Source organism: uncultured Maricaulis sp. (assembly GCF_947259345.1).
Lineage (GTDB): Bacteria > Pseudomonadota > Alphaproteobacteria > Caulobacterales > Maricaulaceae > Maricaulis.
The window spans coordinates 1-20,865 of sequence record NZ_CAMYLS010000012.1; the positions used below are offsets into that span (position 1 = coordinate 1).

Here is a 20,865-nt window from a genome sequence, read left to right on the forward strand (position 1 = left end):
CGCGCCATGACGATTTCGCCTGGCGGTGTGGGCCGTAGAGGGGTGCGAGGTGCCTTGCCGGTGCCTTGCTATGGAATTTGTGTAGGTGGCGCCGGGGGCACCTCGCACACGGAGATTTACTCGAGGCCGTTACCGGCCCCGTCTCGAAACCGACAGGATCAAACGGTCGAGCTTTGTGCCGCCGTCCTGCCGATGGCCACGCCGGGTCGGATGGTGGTCAACTCCACCCAACCGGACGAGCTCCGTCCTCCCCACGCCCCCGGATAACCAATCCGGGCCTCAGGTGACGCGGGAACGGGAGGAGTATGCGCTGGCGCCGAGGGGGTGCGGATAAGTTTTTCGCCCCACACACCGTCATCCCGGCGCAGGCCGGGACCCAGTCTGCGACGCAAAGTGCTGCCAGTGCAGGCAAAATCGCGTCTGCGAGACTGGGTCCTGACTTTCGTCAGGATGACGGGTGTGTGTGGTAATCGCGGGGATAAATTATCAAATTCACCGTAATCCCACGGTCGCGGCAAAGCCGCGATCCGGGGGACCCAAGCAAAAGTGTCGACGGGGAAGCGCGGGTCCCCCGGATGCCCGCTGTGCGGTCACCGTGCGATGACGGTGGTTCGAATGGGGGTAGCGCGCTCGACGCGCTCAGGCGTCAACGGCAGGCTTGGGGGCTGTGCCTCGTTGCTTGGCGACAATCCTCCACACCTTTCCCGCATTGCCCTTGCAGCGCGTCTCCGCTACACGGTGCGGCTCAAGATTCCCTGCCAGACAAGAGAGCCTCTCCCCCATGGCCGCTTACAAATTCGTCTATCACATGGACAAGCTGTCGAAGACCTATCCGGGCGCTGCCAAGCCCGTCTTTGACGGTATTTCCCTGCACTTCCTGCCCGATGCCAAAATCGGTGTTGTCGGTGTCAATGGTGCCGGTAAATCCACCCTCTTGAAGATCATGGCCGGCATGGACACCGAATTCACCGGTGAAGCCTGGGCCGAAAAGGGTGTGAAGGTCGGTTACCTCGCCCAGGAGCCGCAGCTCGATGAAGACAAGACGGTCTGGGAAAACGTGATCGAGGGCTCGGCCCCGAAACAGCTGCTGGAAGAGTTCAATGCCATCTCCATGCAGCTCGCGGAAGATTATAGCGACGAGCTGATGGAGAAGATGACGGCGCTCCAGGAGCGTATCGACAATGACAATGCCTGGGATATCGACTCGAAGATCGAGATGGCGATGACGGCCCTGCGCTGCCCGCCGGCCGACTGGCCGGTCACCGATCTGTCCGGTGGTGAGCGTCGCCGTGTCGCCCTGTGCCGCCTTCTCCTGTCCGACCCGCACATGCTGCTGCTCGATGAGCCGACCAACCATCTCGACGCCGAGAGCGTGCAATGGCTCCAGAATTATCTGGAAGACTTCAAGGGCGCCGTCCTGGTCGTCACCCACGACCGTTACTTCCTCGACTCGATCACCACCTGGACGCTCGAACTCGATCGCGGTCGGGGTGTGCCCTATGAGGGTGGTTATTCGGCCTGGCTGGAACAGAAGTCCAAACGTCTGGCCCAGGAAGATCGCGAAAAGAGCGCCAAGGATCGCGCCCTGATGCGCGAACTGGAGTGGATCCGCTCCTCGCCGAAAGCCCGTCAGGCCAAGTCAAAGGCCCGTATCAAATCCTATGAGGATCTGCGGGATGCGGCCGAACGCGCCGAGATCACCACGGCCCAGATCACCATTCCGCCCGGCCCGCGCCTGGGCGGTGTCGTGGTTGAGGTGGAAAACCTCAAAAAAGGCTTCGAGGACAAACTCCTCATCGACGGCCTCTCCTTCAAGCTGCCGCCGGGCGGCGTGGTCGGCGTGATCGGTCCGAACGGGGCGGGTAAATCCACCCTGTTCAAGATGATCACCGGCCAGGAAACCCCGGACGAAGGCTCGATCCGCCTCGGTGACACCGTCAAGCTGGGCTATGTCGACCAGTCGCGCGATACGCTCGATCCGAACAAGACGGTCTGGCAGGAAATCTCCGGCGGCAATGACATGATCGAGCTGGGTGGCAAGGAAGTCCCCTCGCGCGCCTATGTCGGCACATTCAACTTCAAGGGCGGCGACCAGCAAAAGAAGGTCGGCCTCCTCTCAGGCGGTGAGCGCAACCGCGTCCACCTCGCCAAGATGCTGCAGACCGGCGGCAATCTGCTGCTGCTCGATGAGCCGACCAATGATCTCGACGTCGAGACCCTGGCGGCGCTGGAACAGGCGCTGGAAGCCTATCCGGGCTGTGCTGTGGTGATCTCGCACGACCGTTTCTTCCTCGACCGTCTGGCCACGCACATCCTCGCCTTTGAAGGCGACAGCCATGTTGAATGGTTCGAAGGCAATTTCGAGGACTATATCGAGGACAAGAAGCGCCGGCTGGGTCCGGATGCCGACATGCCCAAGAAGATCAAGTTCCAGAAATTCGCGCGGTAAGATGCTGAGCGAAGACGAACAGCGTGAATTGAGGGCCTGGCGTTCGCGCCAGGTCCTTTTCATGTTTGCACTGTTCGTGCTGGTGTTGCCCCTGTTTGCGTTTCTGGTCCTGTCCGCAATTCGCGGCGGCGATGGGGAGTCGCGCCAGGCACTCTGGCTGTCAGTCCTGGCCTTTGGCGGCGTGGCCCTGTTTCTGGCGCCCGCGCCGCTGCGGTGGTGGACGGCCGGGCGGGACCTTGCGGATAATCGTGTGCAGGAAATCCGCGGATATGCCGATATCCGGATGCGCGGCGGTTTCGGCCTGATCCACTTACCCAGTGAAACCCTGCATCTGGGCGGGGAACGCTTCCCGCTTCTCCCCTTCTGGCGTGAACAATTGACGCCCGGCCTGGCCTATACGGTGCGGTTTGCGCCGCGCAGCCGGGCGATCCTGTCCGTGTCTCACCTGAGGTCGGCGACGGCCAAGGCGCCGGTTGAGCCGCTTCCGGATCACTTGCAGGATCTGTCAGACCGGGACTGCCAGCTCATCCGCTTGCTCTCGGCGGGTCTTACCGACAAGGACATTGCGCGGGAACTCAATCTCTCGCCGACGACAGTGCGAACCTATAATTCCGAGCTCTATCTGAAGCTGGACATCAAGCGGCGCGGTCAGGTTCGGCCGATGGCGCTGCGCTATGGTCTGCTCGACCAGACGGATGATCACCCCTGACAGGTGTTGCCTGACATCTGTTGACTGACAGATTGCCAACATCTGTCGATGGTCGCGCCTGACCCGCCCGGCCAGCCTTCCTGAACCAACAGGGAGGTCTCATGTCCAACACCATCAAGTCACTTGAAAGCCCGTGGCGCTTCTGGCCCGGCATCGCCATCCTCGCCAGCGCCATGACCGGCTATGTCCTGCTCAGCTGGGCGCATTTGGAAATTGTGCGCCAGACCGTCGGCATGGAGGCCTATCTGGGCGAAGGGCCGCGCCTGCCACCGGGCGTGTTGATGTTCGGCCAGCTCAACAAGGCGGTTGCCGTGCTGGCGGCGGTAGCGATCGGCGCCTTGCTCCTGCACCAGCGCGGGCCGCGCTGGGTCGGTCTGGTGGCTGTGTCCTGGCGCTGGATCGGGCTGGCTGTGGTGATTGGCGCGGTCGCCTTTGGTCTGCGTCTCGTCCTGGCAAAGCTGATGGTCGTGGCCATGCCCGACTGGATTGCCTTCATGTCGACGCCCTTCGCCCTCGATCCGGGCAATTCAACCTGGATGAGTATCGGCTTCCTGGTCATGACCATCGCGGTGACGCCGTTCGCCGAGGAGGTCTTCTTCCGCGGATTTCTGTTCCGCTGGATGTCGGGTCACCACCCGGTCTGGCTGGCCGCCATCATCTCCTCGATCATGTTCGGGGTTGCTCACATCCTGCCGCCGCAAGCCATCTCGGCGGCGCTGATGGCGCTCACCCTGTGCTGGCTCTACTGGCGCACCGGGTCGATCTGGCCGGCCATTGCTGCCCATATCACCAATAACGCGCTGGGCATCGGCCTGGGACTGATCTGGTCGCCCTAATGGGTCCGAAGATGCGCGATCAGCGCGTCGATCTGGGCGTCGCGGGACCCGCTCAAGGGCAGGTCCGGAATGATGGGCGCGCTGGAGCTGTCACCGGAGGCGCGGGTGAAGACATAGATCGGGGCGGCGGCTTCCAGGTCGGTGTTGGCGAGGCGGTGCAGCTGGACCTGGCCGGTCGAGTTCGCCCGTCCTTCCGTGCCGGGCCCGGCGATCGGGGCGATGTCGAAATCCTGCACGGTCGCCGCCAGCACGATGGCTTGGGAATAGGTGCCGGCCCCGACCAGGAAGGCGAAACGCCCCTCGAAGCGATTGGCTTGCTCGGCCGGCGGTTCGACCCATTGCGCAAAGGGCATGGAGATCACCTGGCCCGGCTCCGACCCGGGAATGAGGGCCTGGTTTTCCGGTGTGATGCGGGCGGTGACGGCAGAGAGCGGCGTGTGGCGCTGATCGGTGAGATAGGCCAGCAAATGGTCGGAGAGCATGTGGGCGCCGCCGCCATTCTCGCTGATATCGATGACCAGGATCTCGCTGCCGCGCGCGGTGATCTCGGCAAAGCTGGCATCGATGAAGGCGTCGAATTCGGCCTCGACCGTGGGCGCGAAGGTGTTGAGGGTGAGGATGGCGGCGTCGTCCTGGAAGGCCAGAGACCAGGGTTCGGGATCCTGTCCGGCGCGTTCCCGCTGCGGATCAAGTGTGATTGTGCGTGTCTGCCCGTGGGTATTTTGCGCGGTGACCTGCCAGTCCGCAGCGCCACCGGTCAGCGCCCAGAGATAGCTGGCAAAGCGTGTCTCCACGACATGCCGCCGCAGGCCGGGCGTATCGCCATTGGCGCGACTGACAGCGGCCGCGATCAGCGGGCCGACCGGCTGGTCATTGATGACGGTAATGGTCTCGCCGGCCCGGACACGGCTCTCCTCGGCGATGGTGTCGGCCACGCGCAGCTGGTCGCCCTCGATGCGAACGGGCAGGGAGAAGTCTGCTCCGCCGTCAGCCAGCCAGGCCTCATACTCCTCGCTCGGCAGGCGCAGGGTGACATGACCGTCGGCGAAATGCGGGTTGAGCACGGCGAGGGCGAGCCAGGCTTCGCGCCGCGAGTAGGGCCCTTCAAGCCCGTCACGCACCTGGTCGAAGCGGGCCCGAACGTCGCCCACATCCATGCTGAATTCCGGTTGCGGATGGGTCGCAAACAGCCAGTTCTCCCATTCGGTCACATCGGCGGCGACCGCACTGGCGTCGATACCGTCCGACTGGGCGTTGACGCAGGCGGGCAGGCAGAGCAGGGCGAGCGCGGCAATACAGGTGTGGACATTTGGCATGAACAGGCTCATTTCTCTATATGCGTTACCAGTAACGTTACTAGTAACGCATATAATTTGGGGAGGCAATCATCATGTCCAATGCATCGCAGACCGAGCTCGACGCCCTCATTCACGGCGCATTGGCGCCGGGTTTTCTCGGCCTCCTGCTGGGACGGCTGGTGGATCGCTTGGTCGAGGATGGCTCGGGGCCGGCTGATGCGGCGGGCATTCGCGCGCCCCTGCGTACCTTTTCGATGATGCTGCTCCTGGACCGGGCCGATCAGAGCGTCACCGAGCTGGCGCGCCGCCTGGGTGTGACCCATGCCGCCGTGATCAAGACCTCGCGAGCGCTCGATAGGCTCGGCTTCCTCGCACGCGGCGATGATCCCGCAGATGCCCGTCGCAAACCCTTGACGCTGACCGATGCCGGCCGGGCCGAGGCCGAGCGGATCCGCCGCTTCATGGACCGGACCAATCGCGTCTATGCGGAGCTTTTCGGCGAAATCGGGATGGATGTCTTCGCCGCGGCCCAGGCCTTTGACGCTGCCCTTGACCGCAAGAGCTTTGCCGCCCGCTTCAAGGAGGCGGGTGGTGACTAGAAGCGTTTGGCGGAGAAGGGGGCGGCGGGAACGGGCGCTGGCTCGCCATCCAGCAGGGCCGCCAGCAGGCCCGCCGAGCCCATCGCCTGGGTCCAGCCGAGATGGCCGTGTCCGGTATTGATCCACAAACCGTCCGCCCGCGTTTCGCCAATGAAGGGACGCCCATCCGCTGACATCGGGCGGAAGCCACACCAGGGCTTTTGCTCGCCGGGCAGTAATTGCTCGGCGAGGGCCGGATAGAGGCGCGTCAGCAATTGGCGCAGATTGTCGATGCGCTCGGCCCGCAGGGTCCGGTCCTCGCCGGCGAACTCAGCCGTGCCGGCTATGCGCAATGTTTCGCCGAGCGGGGTGACAATGGCGTGCAGGGCCTCGTCCACCACTGGCAGTGAGGGGCGCTGGTTTAGCCCCGACATGTCGAGGCTCAGCGAATACCCCTTCACCGGGCGCACCGGAATATGCAGGCCGAGCGGTGCGAGCAGACCACGCGTCGCATGTCCGGTCGTGAGGATGACCTGATCCGCCTCGATCTCCTCTGTTGGCGTGCGCACACCGGTGATCCGGCCGGCCCGGTCGATCAGGCTGGAAACCGGTGAATTATACTCGAAGCGCACGCCGGCTTGGCGCGCGACGTCAGCCAGCGATACCGTGAACCGGTGCGCGTCACCGCTCTCGTCATCCGGATAGAAGATCGCCCCGGCGAGGTCGTTGGCGACATCCGACAGGAGCGGTTCTCGGGCTGTGACAGCCGCGCGGTCGAGAATCTCGAAGCGCAGCCCGGCATCCGCCAGCGCCTGGCTGGCCTGGTGCGCAGGTTCCAGTGCCCGCGCATCGCGGCAAACCTTCATTGTGCCGCGGGCGAGATTGGCGAATTCCAGCTTGTGCGCGTCCCGTGCGCGCTGGGTCAGGCCAAGCGAGTAGCGTGACAGGGCGAAATTGGCGAGCGAAGCGGCCTCGAAGCGCTTGCGCGACGAATTGGCGAGAAATTTCAGGCCCCAGGGAAGCAGTCCGGGCAATGGCGCCAGACGCAGCTTCATCGCCGAATGCGGATCGGGCAGGGACGCCAGTAATTGCCAGTGCACGCCGGGCGCGTTCCAGGGTTCCGGCTCGGACGGAGTCAGGGCGCCGGCATTGGCAAAGCTGGTTTCCAGCGCCGGGCCCTCATGCGCGTCAAGGACCAGCACATCATGCCCGCGCTCGCGCAGGGCGTAGGCTGTGCTGACGCCGGCAAGGCCTGCCCCGACAATGATCACATCCTGCTTGGCCACGACATACTCCCGAGTCGGCCTTCCTGAGCGGCTCGGTTTGAACTTCGTGGGGATGCAGATAAAAGCAAGGCATATTCTGCAGGTCTTGCCGGGATTCCATGGACGCGATCGTCACACAGCTCAAAGCACTCGCCGAACCGACGCGCCTGCGCATCGTCGCTCTTTTGTCGCGAGGTGAGCTGACCGTGTCCGAACTGGTCTCAATTCTCGGACAGAGCCAGCCGCGCGTCTCGCGCCACCTGAAACTCCTCACCGACGCCGGACTGGCAGAGCGTTTGCCGGAAGGCGCCTATGTCTTCTACCGACTGACCGATGCGGGCGGGGGGCGCAAACTGGCGCAGATGGCCAATGAACTGGTGCCCGAGAATGATGCGGTGCTGACCCGGGACGTATTGCGTCTGGAGGCGATCAAGCATGCCCGCGCCCAGGCTGCACAGGCGTATTTCGAAAGCGTGGCAGAAGACTGGGACACGATCCGGTCTCTCCATCTGGCCGACCACAAGGTCGAGGCGGCCATGCGCGAGCTGGCAGGTTCGGGGCCATTCGGCCTGATGATCGATGTCGGTGTTGGTACGGGCCGCGTCCTCGAGCTTTTTTCGGACCGGGTCGAACGCGGGATCGGCGTCGATATCAACCATTCCATGCTCAATGTCGCGCGCCTCAATCTCGAGCGGGCAGGCCTGAGGCATTGCTCGGTTCGTCATGCCGATGTCGGGGCCTTGCCCTTTGATACGGCGGTCGCCGACCTGGTCACCGTGCACCAGGTATTGCACTATCTCGACGACCCGGCCCTCGCGGTGGATGAGTGTGCCCGCGTCCTGAAGCCCGGCGGGAATCTTCTGATTGTCGACTTCGCACCGCATCAGCTGGAGACCCTGCGCGAAGATCATTTCCACCGTCGCCTGGGCTTTGCGGATGAGGAAATGTCGGACCTGATCGGTCATGCCGGTCTGGAGCTGGCCCACCAAAGCACCCTGCACCCGGAAGAACCGACCGGGCAATTGACCATGAAGATCTGGGTGGCCCGGCGCAAGGCAGCCACTCCCGCCTGACGCGAATAGGCTTCCCGCCATCCGGGCGCCGGTGTAGCGTCTGCCTCGTCGTGCAGGGGGCAGACATGAAAACCACATTGAACATCATCAGTCTTCTGGCACTCGGAGGGCTTGGCGCAAGTCTGTATTTCGGGGTTGGAGACGACGTTGCCGACCATGCGGCAGCGGGTCCTGAAGGCGTGGTCATGGCGACCGATACAGTGCCGGTCGATGCGCGCGGGCCGGAAATCCCGCTCGATGATGCATCGGATGCCGGCCCGGACGATGTCGATGGCGAAGCGGTCCTGGATCCTGTTGCGGGCGAGATTGTCTATTCGGTCTCCGGCACGCAGTCGGGTTATTTCATCGCGAATGAGGAAATCCGTTTCGGTGACCTGGTCCTCGAAAACATCGAACTCTGGCCGGCCTTGCCGGAATGCGACGAGCCGGCCTATGTGCGCCTGGCCTTGGAGGACACGAGCGACCAGCTGGGCGAGAATGAGTACGGCCCGTATTTCCGGCTTTACGCCATGACGATCGACAGCGCGGCCATCACGGATGGGGGGGTGATGATCACCGCGTCGGACCCGGATATCGGCAGATTGGTGATTGAGGCGGATTACGTCACCGGGGCCCTGGCCGAATGGCAATCAGGCGCGGACTCGGTCTCGGAATTGCTGGTCGGCACAGCGACCCTCAATGGCGACACACAGCCGGCGAGCTTTGCTTTCTGGGTTGGCGATTGAGAGGCGTGAATTTGGGGTGCGGCTGATCCAACTGAATGCAACGCCATCCATCCCCAACCCAAGCGACATCCCACGGTCGCGACCGCGTCGCGATCCGGGGGGCTTTGCGCTATGGGACCGCGTAAGGTGGTGCGGTTGAAGCGAATTTGGCACGCGGGCCGGGTGAGGTCCCTCGGATGCCCGGTGCGCCGTCACCGTGGGATGTCGGAGATGCAGGCTTAGGCAACCGAAAAGCCCCACCGGTGCTGCGGCTGGCACAGGCCGGCCCCCGTAACGCCTTCCTGCTTGCCTTTTGCCGTCACCCGGTGCTTGCATGCCCGCGAATGTCAGACGGAACTGCCAGAGCCATGGTTCGCAAGACAAAATCGAAATTCGACCCTGTGCCGGGCGCGCCCTCCATCATTGTCGGTTGGCGCGAATGGGTTGGCCTGCCCGAACTGGGCGATGCCCGGGTCAAGGCCAAGATCGATACCGGGGCCCGGACCTCCGCCATCCATGCCTGGAAGATCCAGCCCTTCGAGCGCGAGGGGGAGGCCTGGGTGCGGTTCGAGCTTCATCCCAACCAGGATGACAACAAGACCCGTTTGGCTTGCGAAGCGAAAGTCATCGACAGCCGGGTCATCAAGAGTTCGAACGGGCAGGAGCAGAAGCGTTATGTCATCCGCACGCCGCTGCGGATCGGGGCCCATGTCTGGCCTATCGAGTTGACGCTGACGCGGCGGGATGAAATGGGATTTCGCATGCTGGTTGGTCGCACTGCCTTGAAGCCGGGTGCGCTCGTCAATCCGTCGAAATCCTATCTTTGCCCGGCGTCGGCTTAGGTCGCGCCGCTATTCATGCTACCCCATCCCGCGACACCGCCACTTCGGAGATATGCCTGATGTATTTGCTCATGCTGGCCCGCAATCCCAACCTTTACTCGCACAAGAGACTGGTTGAGGCAGCCGAGGCGCGCGGTCACGAGATCGACATCTACGATACGCTGCGGATGTATATGAACATCACCTCGCATCGTCCCGAAGTGCGCTATCAGGGCCGCGTCCTCACCGGCTATGACGCCGTCATCCCGCGGATCGGTGCTTCGATCACCGGCTACGGCATGGCGGTGGTTCGCCAGTTCGAGATGATGGGTGTCTGGTCGGCCAATGAATCGGTTGCCATCGGCCGCTCGCGCGACAAGCTGCGCTCGCTGCAGCTGCTCTCGCGCGCCGGCCTGGGCCTGCCGGTTTCGGCCTTTGCGCACGATACCTCGATGACGGACGACGTGCTGGACATCGTGGGTGGCGAGCCGGTGGTGATCAAATTGCTTGAGGGCACGCAGGGCGTCGGCGTTGTCCTGGCGGAAACACGGCGTTCTGCCAAGTCGGTAATCGAGGCCTTCCGGGGCGCCAAGGTCGATATTCTCGTCCAGGAATTCATCAAGGAAGCCGGCGGTGCCGACATCCGTACCATCGTGGTCGGCGGCAAGGTGGTTGCGGCCATGAAACGCCAGGGCGCGGACGGTGATTTCCGCTCCAATCTGCATCGCGGCGGCTCGGCCTCGCGGATCAAGTTGACGCCGGAGGAGCGCTCCACGGCTGTGCGCGCCGCCAAGGTTATGGGCTTGAACGTGGCGGGCGTCGACATGCTGCGCGGCAATCACGGCCCGCTGATCATGGAAGTGAATTCCTCGCCGGGCCTTGAAGGCATTGAAGCCGCGACAGGCGTTGATGTGGCTGACAAGATCATCAATTTCATCGAGAAGACCGCCGTCGCCGGCAAGACGAAAACCCGCGGTACCGGATGATACGCGAACCCTTCGAGATCGCCGGCGAGGAAGTCCCGCCGGGTACGACCCGGATCGTCCAGATTCCGGTTTCCGTCCTGTCCGATCACACGCCGATGTCCCTGTCCGTCCAGGTGTTGCACGGCAAGCGGCCAGGGCCGGTCGTCTTTGTCTCGGCGGCCATTCATGGCGATGAAATCATTGGCGTCGAGATGATCCGCCGGCTGATCCGGACACCGCAAATGCGCTCCATCGCGGGCACGCTGATCTGTGTGCCCGTGGTCAATACCTATGGCTTCATCACCCATTCACGCTATTTGCCCGACCGGCGCGACCTCAACCGTTCTTTCCCGGGCGCACCGACCGGCTCTCTGGCCGCACGCCTGGCGGATATCTTCATGAAAGAAGTGGTCGAGCGCTGTGAGGCCGGCATCGATCTCCACTCGGCGGCGGTCAACCGTACCAATCTCCCGCAGATCCGGGTCGATACCAAGGTCCCGCGGGCGCTGGAACTGGCGCAGGAATTCGCGGCCCCGGTCATCGTCCACTCCTCCTTGCGCGATGGCTCGCTGCGCGAAGCGGCGCAAAAGCGTGACATTCCGGTGATCGTCTATGAAAGCGGGGAAGCCCTGCGCTTTGACGAGACCGCGCTGCGCATGGGGGTGAAGGGGATACTGCGCGTGCTGGGCAAGCTGGGCATGTTGCGCGCGGACAAGCGCATCAAGGCCACCCTGCGCTCGGAGATCGGCAACAAGTCGAGCTGGGCGCGCGCGCCGATGGGCGGGGTGCTGCGTATGCACCGTGATTGCGGCGAACATGTTGAGGAAGACACGCTGATCGCGACCCTTTCCGACCCGCTGGGCACCCAGGAGGTCGAGATCACCGCGCCCTGCGACGGCCTCATCATCGGCCGCACCGTCCTGCCCATCGTCAATGAGGGCGACGCCGTCGTCCATATAGCGGAAATCCTCAAGCGCCGGAACGAGGAGCCGATGGTTCAGCTCGGCGAAGCGCTGAGTAATGATCCGCTGTTTGATGAGGACGAGATTATTTAGGGCGAGGCGGGCAGGCCCGCAGGCCCGCCCGGTCGCTTTACTGGCGCATCAGCCGGTCGGGATGATGACCCGGTCGACAACATGGATGATGCCGTTCGAGGTCTCGATATCGGCCTGGATGACCTGGGCATTGCCGACCCGGACACCGTCCGTGGCGTCGATCAGGACGCTGGAGCCTTCAACTGTATCCACAGACAGGATCTGCCCGCTCAGCTGGTCGGACGTAATGGCACCCGGAACGACGTGATAGGTCAGGATATCGGTCAGCTCATGCCGGTTTTCCGGCATCAGAAGGCGGGCGACTTCGCCTTCGGGCAGGCCTTCAAAGGCGGCATCAACCGGCGCGAAGACCGTGAAAGGGCCATCGCCCTTGAGCGTGTCGACGAGGCCGGCGGCCTGGACGGCGGCGACCAGCGTGTTGAACTGGCCTGCAGCAACGGCCGTGTCGACAATGTCAGCCTGGGCCATGGTGCTGTGGCCACTACCATGATGATCGAACTTGGTCTTGCCGGCATCGAGCGGGACACCCGCGAGGGCCGGGGCAGAAATCAGGGCAGCGGAAAGAACTGCCAGAGAGACGAGACGCATGTGTGCGCTCCCTTGTTCGCTATGATGTGAGCACCGGCGGCGGCCGCCACCGGGTCACTGGAGGGTCGTCTCATGCATGTGACAGACGAGGTTACGGCGCCCGTCCGGTTTCGGATCAAATCTGTCCGAAACTTAATCTTGCGGGGAGGGCCCGGAGGGGCGGTCACTTAGGACGGGACGGTGCCCGGAACTGCGCCGCTCTGAGGTATTGCCCAACGCGCCCGGCGCGGAATGACCCTTAAACTACGTGCCAGCCAGCGGGCCGTAACGGGTTCTTGAGGTCAAGGGCGCCGCAGGCGCCGCTCCGCGGGCATGCCCCTTGAGCTGAAGACCTCGATACGGCTGTCTCACGGCAGGCGGTTTATGGCGGGGTGTGCGCCGGGGTGTTGTCCCTTATAAGGGACCGGCTTTGGCGTGGATGCCGCGCGATGGTTCCTTGGTATCGCCAAGTGGTTCCAGTTATTGTTGGCATTTCAGTGTGTTATGATGCCATGAAGGGCTATTGGGCGCGAGCCCATGGCTCCTTATAAGGAACGCAGTTGGCTTATAAGGAGCCATGGGCTCGGCAAGCGTTGGGGGGCCCAGCGGCCAGCGGCTTGACCGGCTTTGACCGGTGTGTTGCCGCCTGTATCGCCTTGTGATGCCCTGCGTGGCTTGCCTCGGCATTTCCGCCATCCGTCCCGATTGCCGGGCGTTGTTCTGGTGGTCGGCGTTCCAGGGGCCTATGAGCCCATCGCGCCGCCACCCGGCGTTTCAATCTCCACACTGTCGCCCGCCTCGACATCGATGCGGAACAGGCCGGGGAGGTCTTCGGTCTCGCCGCTGGCTTGGATGACGCGTTGCAGGCCCGGCTTTGCGTCGCCACCGCCATCCAGTCCGAAGGGTGTTTCCTTGCGGCGCGAGGAGAGGAGGGCGACTTCCATGGGTTCCAGGAAGGTCAGGCGGCGCATGGAGCCGTCGCCGCCCGGCGCGGCGCCTTTACCGCCGGAGCCTTCGCGGATGCGGTGATGCTCGACGCGGACCGGGAAGCGGCGTTCCAGGACTTCCGGGTCGGTCATGCGTGAATTGGTCATGTGGGTGTGGATGGCGTCGGTACCGGCAAAGGCCTTGCCCTCGCCGTCGAGGCCGGCGCCGGAACCACCGCAGATGGTCTCGTAATACTGGTGCCGGTCATTGCCGAAGGTGAGATTGTTCATTGTGCCCTGGCTGGCGGCGAGCCGACCGGTGGCGCCGAACAGGGCATCGACGACCAGCTGGCTGGTCTCGACATTGCCGGCGACCACGGCGGCGGGCGGTTTCGGGTTGAGCAGGCAGCCTTCGGGCAGGATCAGCTCGATCGGTTTGAGGCAGCCCTCATTGAGCGGGATGGCATCGCCGACCAGACAGCGGAAGACATAAAGGACCGCCGCCCGGGCGACCGAGGCCGGGGCGTTGAAATTGCTCGGGCGCTGGGGGGCGGTGCCGGTGAAGTCGACCACCGCCGTGCGGGCCTCGCGATCGACGCGGATGGCGACGCAGATCTCGGCACCATCATCCAGTTTCACCGTGTGCGATCCGTCCGAGAGCGCATCAATGACCCGGCGCACGGCGCGTTCGGCATTGTCCTGGACATGGCCCATATAGGCTTTCACCACGGCCAGCCCGTTATCGCTGACCAGACGATGCAGCTCGTCCGCGCCCTTGGCACAGGCGGCGAGCTGGGCCTTCATGTCGGCGATATTCTGGGACGGGCGCCGGGCCGGGTGCGGGCCGGAGGCGAGCACGCCGGTGACCACCTCATCGAGGAAGCGGCCCTTCTCCATCACCTTCACATTGCGGAATTGCACGCCTTCTTCCTCGATCGATGTCGAGAAGGGCGGCATGGATCCCGGGGCGATCCCGCCGACATCGGCATGATGGCCGCGAGCTGCGACATAGAAGATGCGTGTCCCGGTCTCGGGATCATGGACCGGTGTCACCAGGGTGATGTCGGGCAGGTGCGTGCCGCCATCATAGGGCGCGTTGACGGCGACCGCGTCGCCCGGTCCCAGGTCCGGATGCGCTTCTGCCGCGGCGCGAACCGAGGCCGACATGGAGCCCAAATGGACCGGCATGTGCGGCGCATTGGCGACCAGGCCGCCGGTCGCGTCGAAGACCGCGCAGGAGAAGTCGAGCCTTTCCTTGATATTGACCGAATGGGCAGTGCGTTCGAGCGCGACCCCCATCTGCTCGGCGACCGACATGAAGCGCTTGTTGAACAGCTCCAGCCGGATCGGGTCGAGCTCGGTGCCGCCACTCGCCTGGTCGGCGACCGCGTCGCGCTCCAGGGCCAGTGTTCCGTCTTCAAGCCGCACGGCGCGCCAGCCGGCATCGACGACGATGGTCGCATTCGGATCCATGACCAGGGCCGGGCCGTGGGCTTCGGCGCCCGGTCCGAACTGGTCGAGGGTGAAGACGGGCACGTCCTGCCAGTCACCCGCATCGAAGAGGCGGACCTGACCGGTCGGGCGCGGCTTTGCGCGGGTGGCGTCCGGCATGTCGATCGACCAATCGCTCGACCCGGGCGGGGCGCATTGAGCTTCGGCGCTGACCGACTCGATGACCAGCGCGCCGTCCGGCATGAAACCGAAGAGGCGCTGATGGGCCGCGCGGAAGGCGGCTTCCATGGCCGCAGCCGTGTCTGCCGGGACCGGGATGGCGGTATCGGAACCGGAGACTTTCAGGCGCCATTCGCGGGCGACCGACATCGCCGCCGGCGGCAATTCTTGCGCAATGAGGGCCTCGCGGGCTTCGTCCGAGAGGCGTTCGGCGAGCTGGCAAGCGCTGTCATAACCGTCGGCGAACTCCCGCTCCACCGCGGCGAGGCGCGTCTCGCGAATATCGGCGAGGCCGATGCCCAGCGCCGACAGGAGACCGCCATAGGGATGGATGAGGACGGTCGTCATGCCCAGCGCATCAGCGACCCGGCAGGCATGCTGGGCACCTGCGCCACCGAAGGCGGCAAGCGCATAGCTGGACGGGTTCACGCCCTGGCCGATGGAGATCTGCTTGATCGCCTGGGCCATGCTTTCCACGGCCACGGCGAGGAAGCCCTCGGCCGCCGCTTCCGGTGTCTCCAGGCCCATGGCGTCTGCCAGTTCGCCCAGCGCGGCGCGGGAGGCCTCGACATCGAGCGGCTGGTCCGAGGTCTCGCCGAAAACATGCGGGAACCAGTCGGGCTGGATGCGTCCGAGCACGATATTGGCGTCGGTCACGGCCGCCGGACCGCCGCGGCCATAGCCGGCCGGTCCCGGCATGGCGCCGGCACTGTCCGGCCCGACCCGGGCGCGTTCGCCGTCGAAGGTCAGCACCGAGCCACCCCCGGCGGCGACCGTGTGGACCGCCATCATCGGCGCCCTCAGACGGTGCCCGGCGACCAGCGTGTCCTGGACGCGGTCATACTGGTCGCCATCATAGCGCGAGACATCAGTCGAGGTGCCGCCCATGTCGAAGCCGATCACCTTGCCATGGCCGGCCTGCTTCGCCGTCTTGGCCATGCCGACCACGCCGCCGGCGGGGCCGGACAGGACCGCATCACGCGCATGGAAGGCGCCGGCCGGGGCCAGTCCGCCGGAGGATTGCATGAAGAAGAGGGGCGTGCCGTCCAGGCCCCGGTCCACCCGGTCGACATAGTCACGCAGAACCGGGGTGAGATAGGCATCGAGAACCGTGGTCGAGGCTCGCGGCCCGATCTTCACCAGCGGTGAGGCGATGGAGGAGCGTATGACGGTCTCGAAACCGGCCTCGCGGGCCAGCGCTTCCAGACGCGTCTCGTGGATATCATTGCCATAGGCATGCATGAGCGCGATGGCGACGGTTGTCAGCCCGTCGGCCTTCGCCGTCTCGAGCGCTTTTCGGGCTGCGGTCTCGTCCAGCGCCTCGCGGACCACGCCCTCGGAATCGAGGCGTTCATCGATCTCGACGACTCTGTCATAGAGCGGATCGGGGCGTTTGAGATCGAGCGCGAAGATGTCCGGACGGGTCTGGTCGCCGATGACCAGAAGGTCTGCGAAGCCGCGCGTGACCAGGAATAGGGTGGGCGCCCCCTTGCGTTCCAGCAGGGCATTGGTGGCGACGGTCGTGCCCATTTTCACCGCACTCACCGGCGCACCCGCAGAGAGGCGGCGCACGCCTTCGGTCGCGGCATCGGGATAGTCCGGGCTCTCCGACAGGAGTTTGAGGGCGTGCAGGCGTCCGTCCGGTGCCCGGCCGATCACATCGGTGAAAGTGCCGCCCCGGTCGATCCAGAATTCCCAAGCCTCGCGTCCACGCTCGCTCATCTCGCTGACCTCTTGTCGCTTTGTCGCGGAGGTTAAGCATGGCATGGCAGGGTGCAACCGGCTTAAGCTGGTGGCGAACTGCTCAAGACCGGCCCCGCCCACTCGCGCAACAGGTGCGCGCTTCCTACATGGGCGACCGGAGGGTGATGCGTATGGGATTCTGGCGAAATCTGGCTGACCGGATCAGCGGGCGGGATTGCTTCCTGGAGTGCGATGGCTGTGATGACCGGGCCGCCGCGCACCAGGTCAATGATGCCGATTTCGCCATGGCGCTGATCGGGCTCGGCGCCAAGATGGCCAAGGCGGACGGGCTGGTCTCGCGCAGTGAGATCCGCGCCTTTTATGAAGTCTTCAAACCGCCGCCGGAAGGGCGTGACGCTCTGGACCGCGCCTTTGAGCTCGCCATGCAGACGACGCTCGGCTTTGACGGCTATGCCCGGCGCCTGGCGCGTCGCTTCCGCTGTTATCCGGCCATTTTGGAAGATGTGCTGGACGGTCTGTTTCACGTCGCCAAGGCGGACGGCACCATCACCCCGGACGAGCTCGATTATCTCCAGCGTGTGGCCGATATCTTCGGTTTCTCGGAGACCGAATTTCGCCGCATCCTCGCCGGCCATGTCGAACCCGACGACAAGGACCCCTATGTGATCCTCGGCATTGAGGCGGGAATATCCGACCAGGATCTGCGCAAGGCCTATCGCCGCATCGCCTCACAGAATCACCCGGATCGGCTGATTGCGCGCGGTGCACCGCTGGAAATCCAGCGCCTGGCCGATGAGAAAATGGCAGCGATCAATGCGGCTTACGGGGAGATTTTGGCGCAAAGAGGATTGGTCGCACCCCTGACCAATTGACCTTTGGCGCATTGATGCCAACATACACGTCAGCGGGGGCGAAAACGGAATGAGGTTCATGACGGACGCTCGACAGACATTCTCATCAGCTTTCTCCGGACGAGCCAGCCGGGTGGTGCGCGATATTCTCGCGGCCGTCATTGCGCTGGGCATTGTCGGACTGGTGATTTTCCTCGCCGCCATGCTCACGGCAGCCTTCCTTGTGGTGGCAGGCATTGCCGTTCTTGCGGCAGCCGGTTTCTGGGTCTGGCGCAAGCTGCGCGGTGGCCGGGCTTCGGCGCGCGCCGACAAGGCTCAATCCGGTGGTCCGGAAATTCTGGTTGCGACGCGCGGCCCTGAAGGCTGGACCGTGGACGGTGTGGGTCCGTCCTCCTCGCGCTGACTCCCTTGCATTCATGCACAAGATTGTGATTGGGCGACCCGGCGGCTGCGTCTAGGCTCGCCCGATGCTCAATCCTTTGGCTGACTGGTTTTCATGATCCGTGCCTCCCTGTTTCTCATTGGCATCACCTTGCCGATGATGCTCGTCGGCTGCGTGTCGATGGTCCTGCCGCGCGTGGCGACGGAGAATTCCGGTCCGCCGGCGATGCCCGCCATTGATGCCGAGCCGCTGACCCGTGCTGGCTGGGAAGCCGGTCGCGCCGATCTGCTCGCCCGCTTTGAAGCCGAGGTCTATGGCGCCTGGCCCGGCGACGCGCCGGCTCAGGTTACCGAGCGTCGCGTCGTCGACGCGTCCGCTTTCGAGGGGCGCGGGCGGCTTGAGGAATGGGATGTCGATCTCGGTCCGGTAGACACGCATCTGGTCGTGCTGATGCCAGCCGGGGCGACGGAACCCATGCCGGTGATCGTCATGCAGACCTTTTGCGGCACACGAACCGCTTTTGGCGGCGCCTTCGAGTTGTCACCCCCGGTCAATCCGTCCGCCCGTGAGTGCGGCCAAGCTGGCGGATGGGAAAGCGCGCTGATGACGTCGATCTTCGGTCGCCATATCGCCGAACCGCCGATGCAGCATATCCTCGATCGCGGTTATGCGCTGGCCTTCCTCCATCCCGGGGACATTGTGCCGGACAATCCGACCGGGGCGCCGCCAGCGCTGGATGTGCTGATGGAGGGCCGCGAGAGCGGTGCCATCATCGCCTGGGCCTGGGGCTATGCCCGGGTGATTGACGCGCTCGAGAGCGATCCGCGCTTCGATGCTGAGCGAATGGCGGTCTGGGGGCATTCCCGCAATGCCAAATCTGCTCTCGTGGCGGCAGCCTTCGATCCGCGCATCGATCTGGTCCTGTCGCATCAGGCGGGCACGGGCGGTACGACCCTGACCCGCAGCGAAGTCGGCGAGAGTGTCGAACAAATCACCGAGACCTATCCCTACTGGTTCAATGAGACCTATGCCGGCTATGCCGGGAACGAAGCGGCCATCCCGGTTGACCAGCACCAGCTGATCGCGCTGATGGCGCCGCGGCCCTTGCTGATCGGTGGTGGCTGGCGCGATGCCTGGTCCGACCCGCAGGGCAGTTATCGCGCCGGTATCGGTGCCAATCCGGTCTATGGGCTTTACGGGTCTGACGGCTTGCGCCAGCCCAGCCTGGGGAGCTTCGACCCAGCCGCGGATATCGCCGTCTTTATGCGTCGCGGCCTGCATGGCGTGCAGCCGTCCGACTGGGACGCTTTCCTTGCCTTTCTCGATGCGCATTTCGGTCATGCACAATAAGGCCTTGCGGCCTGTGACCGGCGCATTCCAGACTGCGGTATGCGTCTCAAGGATTTCCTTCTTCTCGTCGCGGTCTGTGTGGTCTGGGGCTTCAACTTCGTGGTGGCGAAGTTTGCGGTCACGGGGGCGCCCGGCTGGATCCCCGGCTTTGACGGCGTGCCGCCGATTTTCTTCGCCTTCCTGCGCTTTGCCCTGCTCTATGCGTTTCTGGCGCCCTGGCTGAGGCCGCGACCGACCGATATCAAGACGATGATCGGGGTGGCGCTGTGCATGGGCGCCCTGCAATACGCGCTGATGTTCCTCGGCATGCGTTGGGCGACACCCTCGGGCATGGCGATCGCCGTGCAGATGGGTGTGCCCTTTGCCACCATCCTCTCCGTTATCTTCCTCAAGGAGACAGTTGGTCTGCCGCGCATTGCCGGCATGACGCTGGCCCTGGCCGGCGTGCTCCTGGTGATCTTCAATCCCGGTGAGGCCGACATGTCGATCGGCATGTTGCTGGGCGTCGGTGCGGCCTTTGTCGCCTCGGTCGGCATGATCCTGGTCAAGCGCCTGCCGATGGATTCCATCCGCATGCAGGCCTGGATCGGGCTCATCTCCTGGCCGCCCCTCCTGCTGCTCTCCCTGACGTTCGAGAGTAACCAGATGGCCGGCGTGGTCTCCGGTGGCTGGGCCTTCGGCCTGGCGCTCCTGATCACCGTCGTGCTGGTGAATATTTTCGGTCATGGCGTGTTCTACAACCTGCTCAAGCGTTATGATGCGACCCTCATCGCCCCCATCACGCTGCTGGCACCCCTGGTGGGTGTCATTTCAGGCATTCTCCTGACCGGCGATCCGATGGGCTGGCGCCTCTTCGTCGGGGGCGGTCTGACCCTGGTCGGGGTCGGCATCATTGCCCTCCGGCAAAACCGCAAACTGCCGGCCGCTGCGCTGGCGCGGGAGAAGACCCTGTGATTTTGGATGTGAATGCCGAGGCGGGCCTCGATGTGATCGCGGCCCCGTCGCCGAACTTCAACGATCGGAAGATGCCGATCAGCCTGATCCTGCTTCACTATACCGGCATGGAAAACGGGCCTGTGGCGATCGAGCGACTGTGTGACCGCGCGGCCCAGGTGAGCGCCCATTACGTGATCCGCGAGGACGGCCAGATCCTGCAGCTGGTCAGTGAGGGCAAGCGCGCCTGGCATGCCGGCGTCGCGAGCTGGCGGGGCGAGAGCGATGTGAATTCGGCCTCGATCGGCATTGAGATCGTCAATGGCGGGCATGATTTCGCGCTGCCGGCCTATCCGACCATTCAGATCGACCGGCTTGTCGCGCTCGTGGGTGATCTGATGACGCGGCATGAGCTGGGCCCCGAGTGCGTGATTGGCCATTCGGACGTGGCGCCGGGTCGCAAGCAGGACCCGGGCGAGCATTTCCCCTGGGCGCTTCTGGCCGCGGCCGGATGCGCCCTGCCGGCCCCGCAAACGGGTGAGCCGGTTGAGGATGTCGCGGCGGGCCTTGAGGCAATTGGCTATTCGCTCGACGCCGGGCTGGACGCTGTGATCGAGGCTTTTCAGCGGCGTTGGCGACCGGCGCTCGTCGATGGCAAGGCCGACCGCGAAACCCGCGCCCTCATAGCGGCGCTGGCGGAGCGCTCTTGACGCTAGGCCCGGTCTGAC

18 protein-coding genes are annotated in these 20,865 nt (G+C 64.4%); 14 read left to right on the forward strand and 4 right to left on the reverse strand.

Going from position 1 to position 20,865, the window contains the following annotated elements:
• Positions 1 to 781 precede the first annotated feature (781 nt).
• The 3 genes from ettA to Q0X62_RS06245 all read left to right on the forward strand — a co-directional run bounded on the left by ettA (position 782) and on the right by Q0X62_RS06245 (position 3,994).
• Positions 782 to 2,449, forward strand: a complete 1,668-nt coding sequence (gene ettA / locus Q0X62_RS06235; protein ID WP_297732805.1) for an energy-dependent translational throttle protein EttA — start codon at positions 782 to 784, stop codon at positions 2,447 to 2,449.
• A 61-nt stretch (positions 2,450 to 2,510) separates the two neighbouring features.
• Positions 2,511 to 3,158 carry a LuxR C-terminal-related transcriptional regulator gene (locus Q0X62_RS06240; protein WP_297732807.1) on the forward strand — a complete coding sequence of 216 codons (648 nt, stop codon included), beginning with the start codon at positions 2,511 to 2,513 and terminating at the stop codon, positions 3,156 to 3,158.
• A 101-nt stretch (positions 3,159 to 3,259) separates the two neighbouring features.
• Positions 3,260 to 3,994, forward strand: a complete 735-nt coding sequence (locus tag Q0X62_RS06245; protein ID WP_297732809.1) for a CPBP family intramembrane glutamic endopeptidase — start codon at positions 3,260 to 3,262, stop codon at positions 3,992 to 3,994.
• Here the strand turns inward: Q0X62_RS06245 and Q0X62_RS06250 are convergent.
• Positions 3,991 to 5,310, reverse strand: a complete 1,320-nt coding sequence (locus tag Q0X62_RS06250) for a S41 family peptidase (protein WP_297732811.1) — start codon at positions 5,308 to 5,310, stop codon at positions 3,991 to 3,993. The genes Q0X62_RS06245 and Q0X62_RS06250 overlap by 4 nt on opposite strands.
• A gap of 74 nt (positions 5,311 to 5,384) precedes the next feature.
• Here Q0X62_RS06250 and Q0X62_RS06255 point away from each other — a divergent pair, with 74 nt between their 5' ends.
• The gene (locus tag Q0X62_RS06255) at positions 5,385 to 5,891 is read left to right on the forward strand and encodes a MarR family transcriptional regulator (RefSeq protein ID WP_297732814.1); all 507 of its coding nucleotides are present in this window, start codon (positions 5,385 to 5,387) and stop codon (positions 5,889 to 5,891) included.
• Here the strand turns inward: Q0X62_RS06255 and Q0X62_RS06260 are convergent.
• Positions 5,888 to 7,156, reverse strand: a complete 1,269-nt coding sequence (locus Q0X62_RS06260) for a D-amino acid dehydrogenase (RefSeq protein WP_297732817.1) — start codon at positions 7,154 to 7,156, stop codon at positions 5,888 to 5,890. The two genes, Q0X62_RS06255 and Q0X62_RS06260, sit on opposite strands and share 4 nt — an antisense overlap.
• Before the next feature lie 98 nt (positions 7,157 to 7,254).
• Between Q0X62_RS06260 and Q0X62_RS06265 the strand changes: the two genes are divergently transcribed.
• The 5 genes from Q0X62_RS06265 to Q0X62_RS06285 all read left to right on the forward strand — a co-directional run bounded on the left by Q0X62_RS06265 (position 7,255) and on the right by Q0X62_RS06285 (position 11,753).
• Positions 7,255 to 8,208, forward strand: a complete 954-nt coding sequence (locus Q0X62_RS06265; protein ID WP_297732820.1) for a metalloregulator ArsR/SmtB family transcription factor — start codon at positions 7,255 to 7,257, stop codon at positions 8,206 to 8,208.
• Positions 8,209 to 8,273: 65 nt separating this feature from the next.
• Positions 8,274 to 8,933: a hypothetical protein gene (locus Q0X62_RS06270; protein ID WP_297732822.1), complete on the forward strand. Its 660-nt coding sequence runs from the start codon at positions 8,274 to 8,276 to the stop codon at positions 8,931 to 8,933.
• Positions 8,934 to 9,280: 347 nt separating this feature from the next.
• Entirely contained in the window at positions 9,281 to 9,754 is a 474-nt protein-coding gene (locus tag Q0X62_RS06275) for an ATP-dependent zinc protease (protein ID WP_297732825.1), read from the forward strand.
• 59 nt (positions 9,755 to 9,813) lie between these two features.
• Positions 9,814 to 10,719: a 30S ribosomal protein S6--L-glutamate ligase gene (gene rimK / locus Q0X62_RS06280; protein WP_297732829.1), complete on the forward strand. Its 906-nt coding sequence runs from the start codon at positions 9,814 to 9,816 to the stop codon at positions 10,717 to 10,719.
• The gene (locus tag Q0X62_RS06285) at positions 10,716 to 11,753 is read left to right on the forward strand and encodes a succinylglutamate desuccinylase/aspartoacylase family protein (protein WP_297732831.1); all 1,038 of its coding nucleotides are present in this window, start codon (positions 10,716 to 10,718) and stop codon (positions 11,751 to 11,753) included. Before rimK ends, Q0X62_RS06285 begins: the two co-directional genes overlap by 4 nt.
• Before the next feature lie 48 nt (positions 11,754 to 11,801).
• Here Q0X62_RS06285 and Q0X62_RS06290 read toward each other — a convergent pair whose 3' ends face one another.
• A complete protein-coding gene (locus tag Q0X62_RS06290; protein WP_297732834.1) occupies positions 11,802 to 12,341 on the reverse strand; it encodes a fasciclin domain-containing protein in 540 nt (179 codons plus the stop codon).
• Between the two features lie 722 nt (positions 12,342 to 13,063).
• Entirely contained in the window at positions 13,064 to 16,639 is a 3,576-nt protein-coding gene (locus Q0X62_RS06295; protein WP_297732837.1) for a hydantoinase B/oxoprolinase family protein, read from the reverse strand.
• 152 nt (positions 16,640 to 16,791) lie between these two features.
• Here Q0X62_RS06295 and Q0X62_RS06300 point away from each other — a divergent pair, with 152 nt between their 5' ends.
• From Q0X62_RS06300 to Q0X62_RS06320, 5 genes are all read left to right on the forward strand, one after another.
• A complete protein-coding gene (locus tag Q0X62_RS06300; RefSeq protein ID WP_297732840.1) occupies positions 16,792 to 17,493 on the forward strand; it encodes a molecular chaperone DjiA in 702 nt (233 codons plus the stop codon).
• A 58-nt stretch (positions 17,494 to 17,551) separates the two neighbouring features.
• Entirely contained in the window at positions 17,552 to 17,875 is a 324-nt protein-coding gene (locus Q0X62_RS06305) for a hypothetical protein (RefSeq protein WP_297732843.1), read from the forward strand.
• A gap of 93 nt (positions 17,876 to 17,968) precedes the next feature.
• The gene (locus Q0X62_RS06310) at positions 17,969 to 19,204 is read left to right on the forward strand and encodes a hypothetical protein (protein ID WP_297732846.1); all 1,236 of its coding nucleotides are present in this window, start codon (positions 17,969 to 17,971) and stop codon (positions 19,202 to 19,204) included.
• Positions 19,205 to 19,243: 39 nt separating this feature from the next.
• Positions 19,244 to 20,158 carry an EamA family transporter gene (locus Q0X62_RS06315; RefSeq protein WP_297732850.1) on the forward strand — a complete coding sequence of 305 codons (915 nt, stop codon included), beginning with the start codon at positions 19,244 to 19,246 and terminating at the stop codon, positions 20,156 to 20,158.
• Positions 20,155 to 20,847 carry an N-acetylmuramoyl-L-alanine amidase gene (locus Q0X62_RS06320; protein WP_297732854.1) on the forward strand — a complete coding sequence of 231 codons (693 nt, stop codon included), beginning with the start codon at positions 20,155 to 20,157 and terminating at the stop codon, positions 20,845 to 20,847. The genes Q0X62_RS06315 and Q0X62_RS06320 overlap by 4 nt, the downstream gene beginning before the upstream one ends.
• Positions 20,848 to 20,865: the final 18 nt, after the last annotated feature.

What these genes read in the sequence shown, in the direction of transcription:
- Q0X62_RS06300 (WP_297732840.1), top strand. Translation starts at nt 16,792, where the DNA reads ATGGGATTCTGGCGAAATCTGGCTGACCGGATCAGCGGGCGGGATTGC.
- Q0X62_RS06265 (WP_297732820.1), top strand. Translation starts at nt 7,255, where the DNA reads ATGGACGCGATCGTCACACAGCTCAAAGCACTCGCCGAACCGACGCGC.
- Q0X62_RS06290 (WP_297732834.1), bottom strand. Translation starts at nt 12,341, where the DNA reads ATGCGTCTCGTCTCTCTGGCAGTTCTTTCCGCTGCCCTGATTTCTGCC.
- Q0X62_RS06250 (WP_297732811.1), bottom strand. Translation starts at nt 5,310, where the DNA reads ATGCCAAATGTCCACACCTGTATTGCCGCGCTCGCCCTGCTCTGCCTG.
- rimK (WP_297732829.1), top strand. Translation starts at nt 9,814, where the DNA reads ATGTATTTGCTCATGCTGGCCCGCAATCCCAACCTTTACTCGCACAAG.
- Q0X62_RS06240 (WP_297732807.1), top strand. Translation starts at nt 2,511, where the DNA reads ATGTTTGCACTGTTCGTGCTGGTGTTGCCCCTGTTTGCGTTTCTGGTC.
- Q0X62_RS06245 (WP_297732809.1), top strand. Translation starts at nt 3,260, where the DNA reads ATGTCCAACACCATCAAGTCACTTGAAAGCCCGTGGCGCTTCTGGCCC.
- Q0X62_RS06275 (WP_297732825.1), top strand. Translation starts at nt 9,281, where the DNA reads ATGGTTCGCAAGACAAAATCGAAATTCGACCCTGTGCCGGGCGCGCCC.
- Q0X62_RS06285 (WP_297732831.1), top strand. Translation starts at nt 10,716, where the DNA reads ATGATACGCGAACCCTTCGAGATCGCCGGCGAGGAAGTCCCGCCGGGT.
- Q0X62_RS06270 (WP_297732822.1), top strand. Translation starts at nt 8,274, where the DNA reads ATGAAAACCACATTGAACATCATCAGTCTTCTGGCACTCGGAGGGCTT.
- Q0X62_RS06295 (WP_297732837.1), bottom strand. Translation starts at nt 16,639, where the DNA reads ATGAGCGAGCGTGGACGCGAGGCTTGGGAATTCTGGATCGACCGGGGC.
- Q0X62_RS06310 (WP_297732846.1), top strand. Translation starts at nt 17,969, where the DNA reads ATGATCCGTGCCTCCCTGTTTCTCATTGGCATCACCTTGCCGATGATG.
- Q0X62_RS06255 (WP_297732814.1), top strand. Translation starts at nt 5,385, where the DNA reads ATGTCCAATGCATCGCAGACCGAGCTCGACGCCCTCATTCACGGCGCA.
- ettA (WP_297732805.1), top strand. Translation starts at nt 782, where the DNA reads ATGGCCGCTTACAAATTCGTCTATCACATGGACAAGCTGTCGAAGACC.
- Q0X62_RS06305 (WP_297732843.1), top strand. Translation starts at nt 17,552, where the DNA reads ATGACGGACGCTCGACAGACATTCTCATCAGCTTTCTCCGGACGAGCC.
- Q0X62_RS06315 (WP_297732850.1), top strand. Translation starts at nt 19,244, where the DNA reads ATGCGTCTCAAGGATTTCCTTCTTCTCGTCGCGGTCTGTGTGGTCTGG.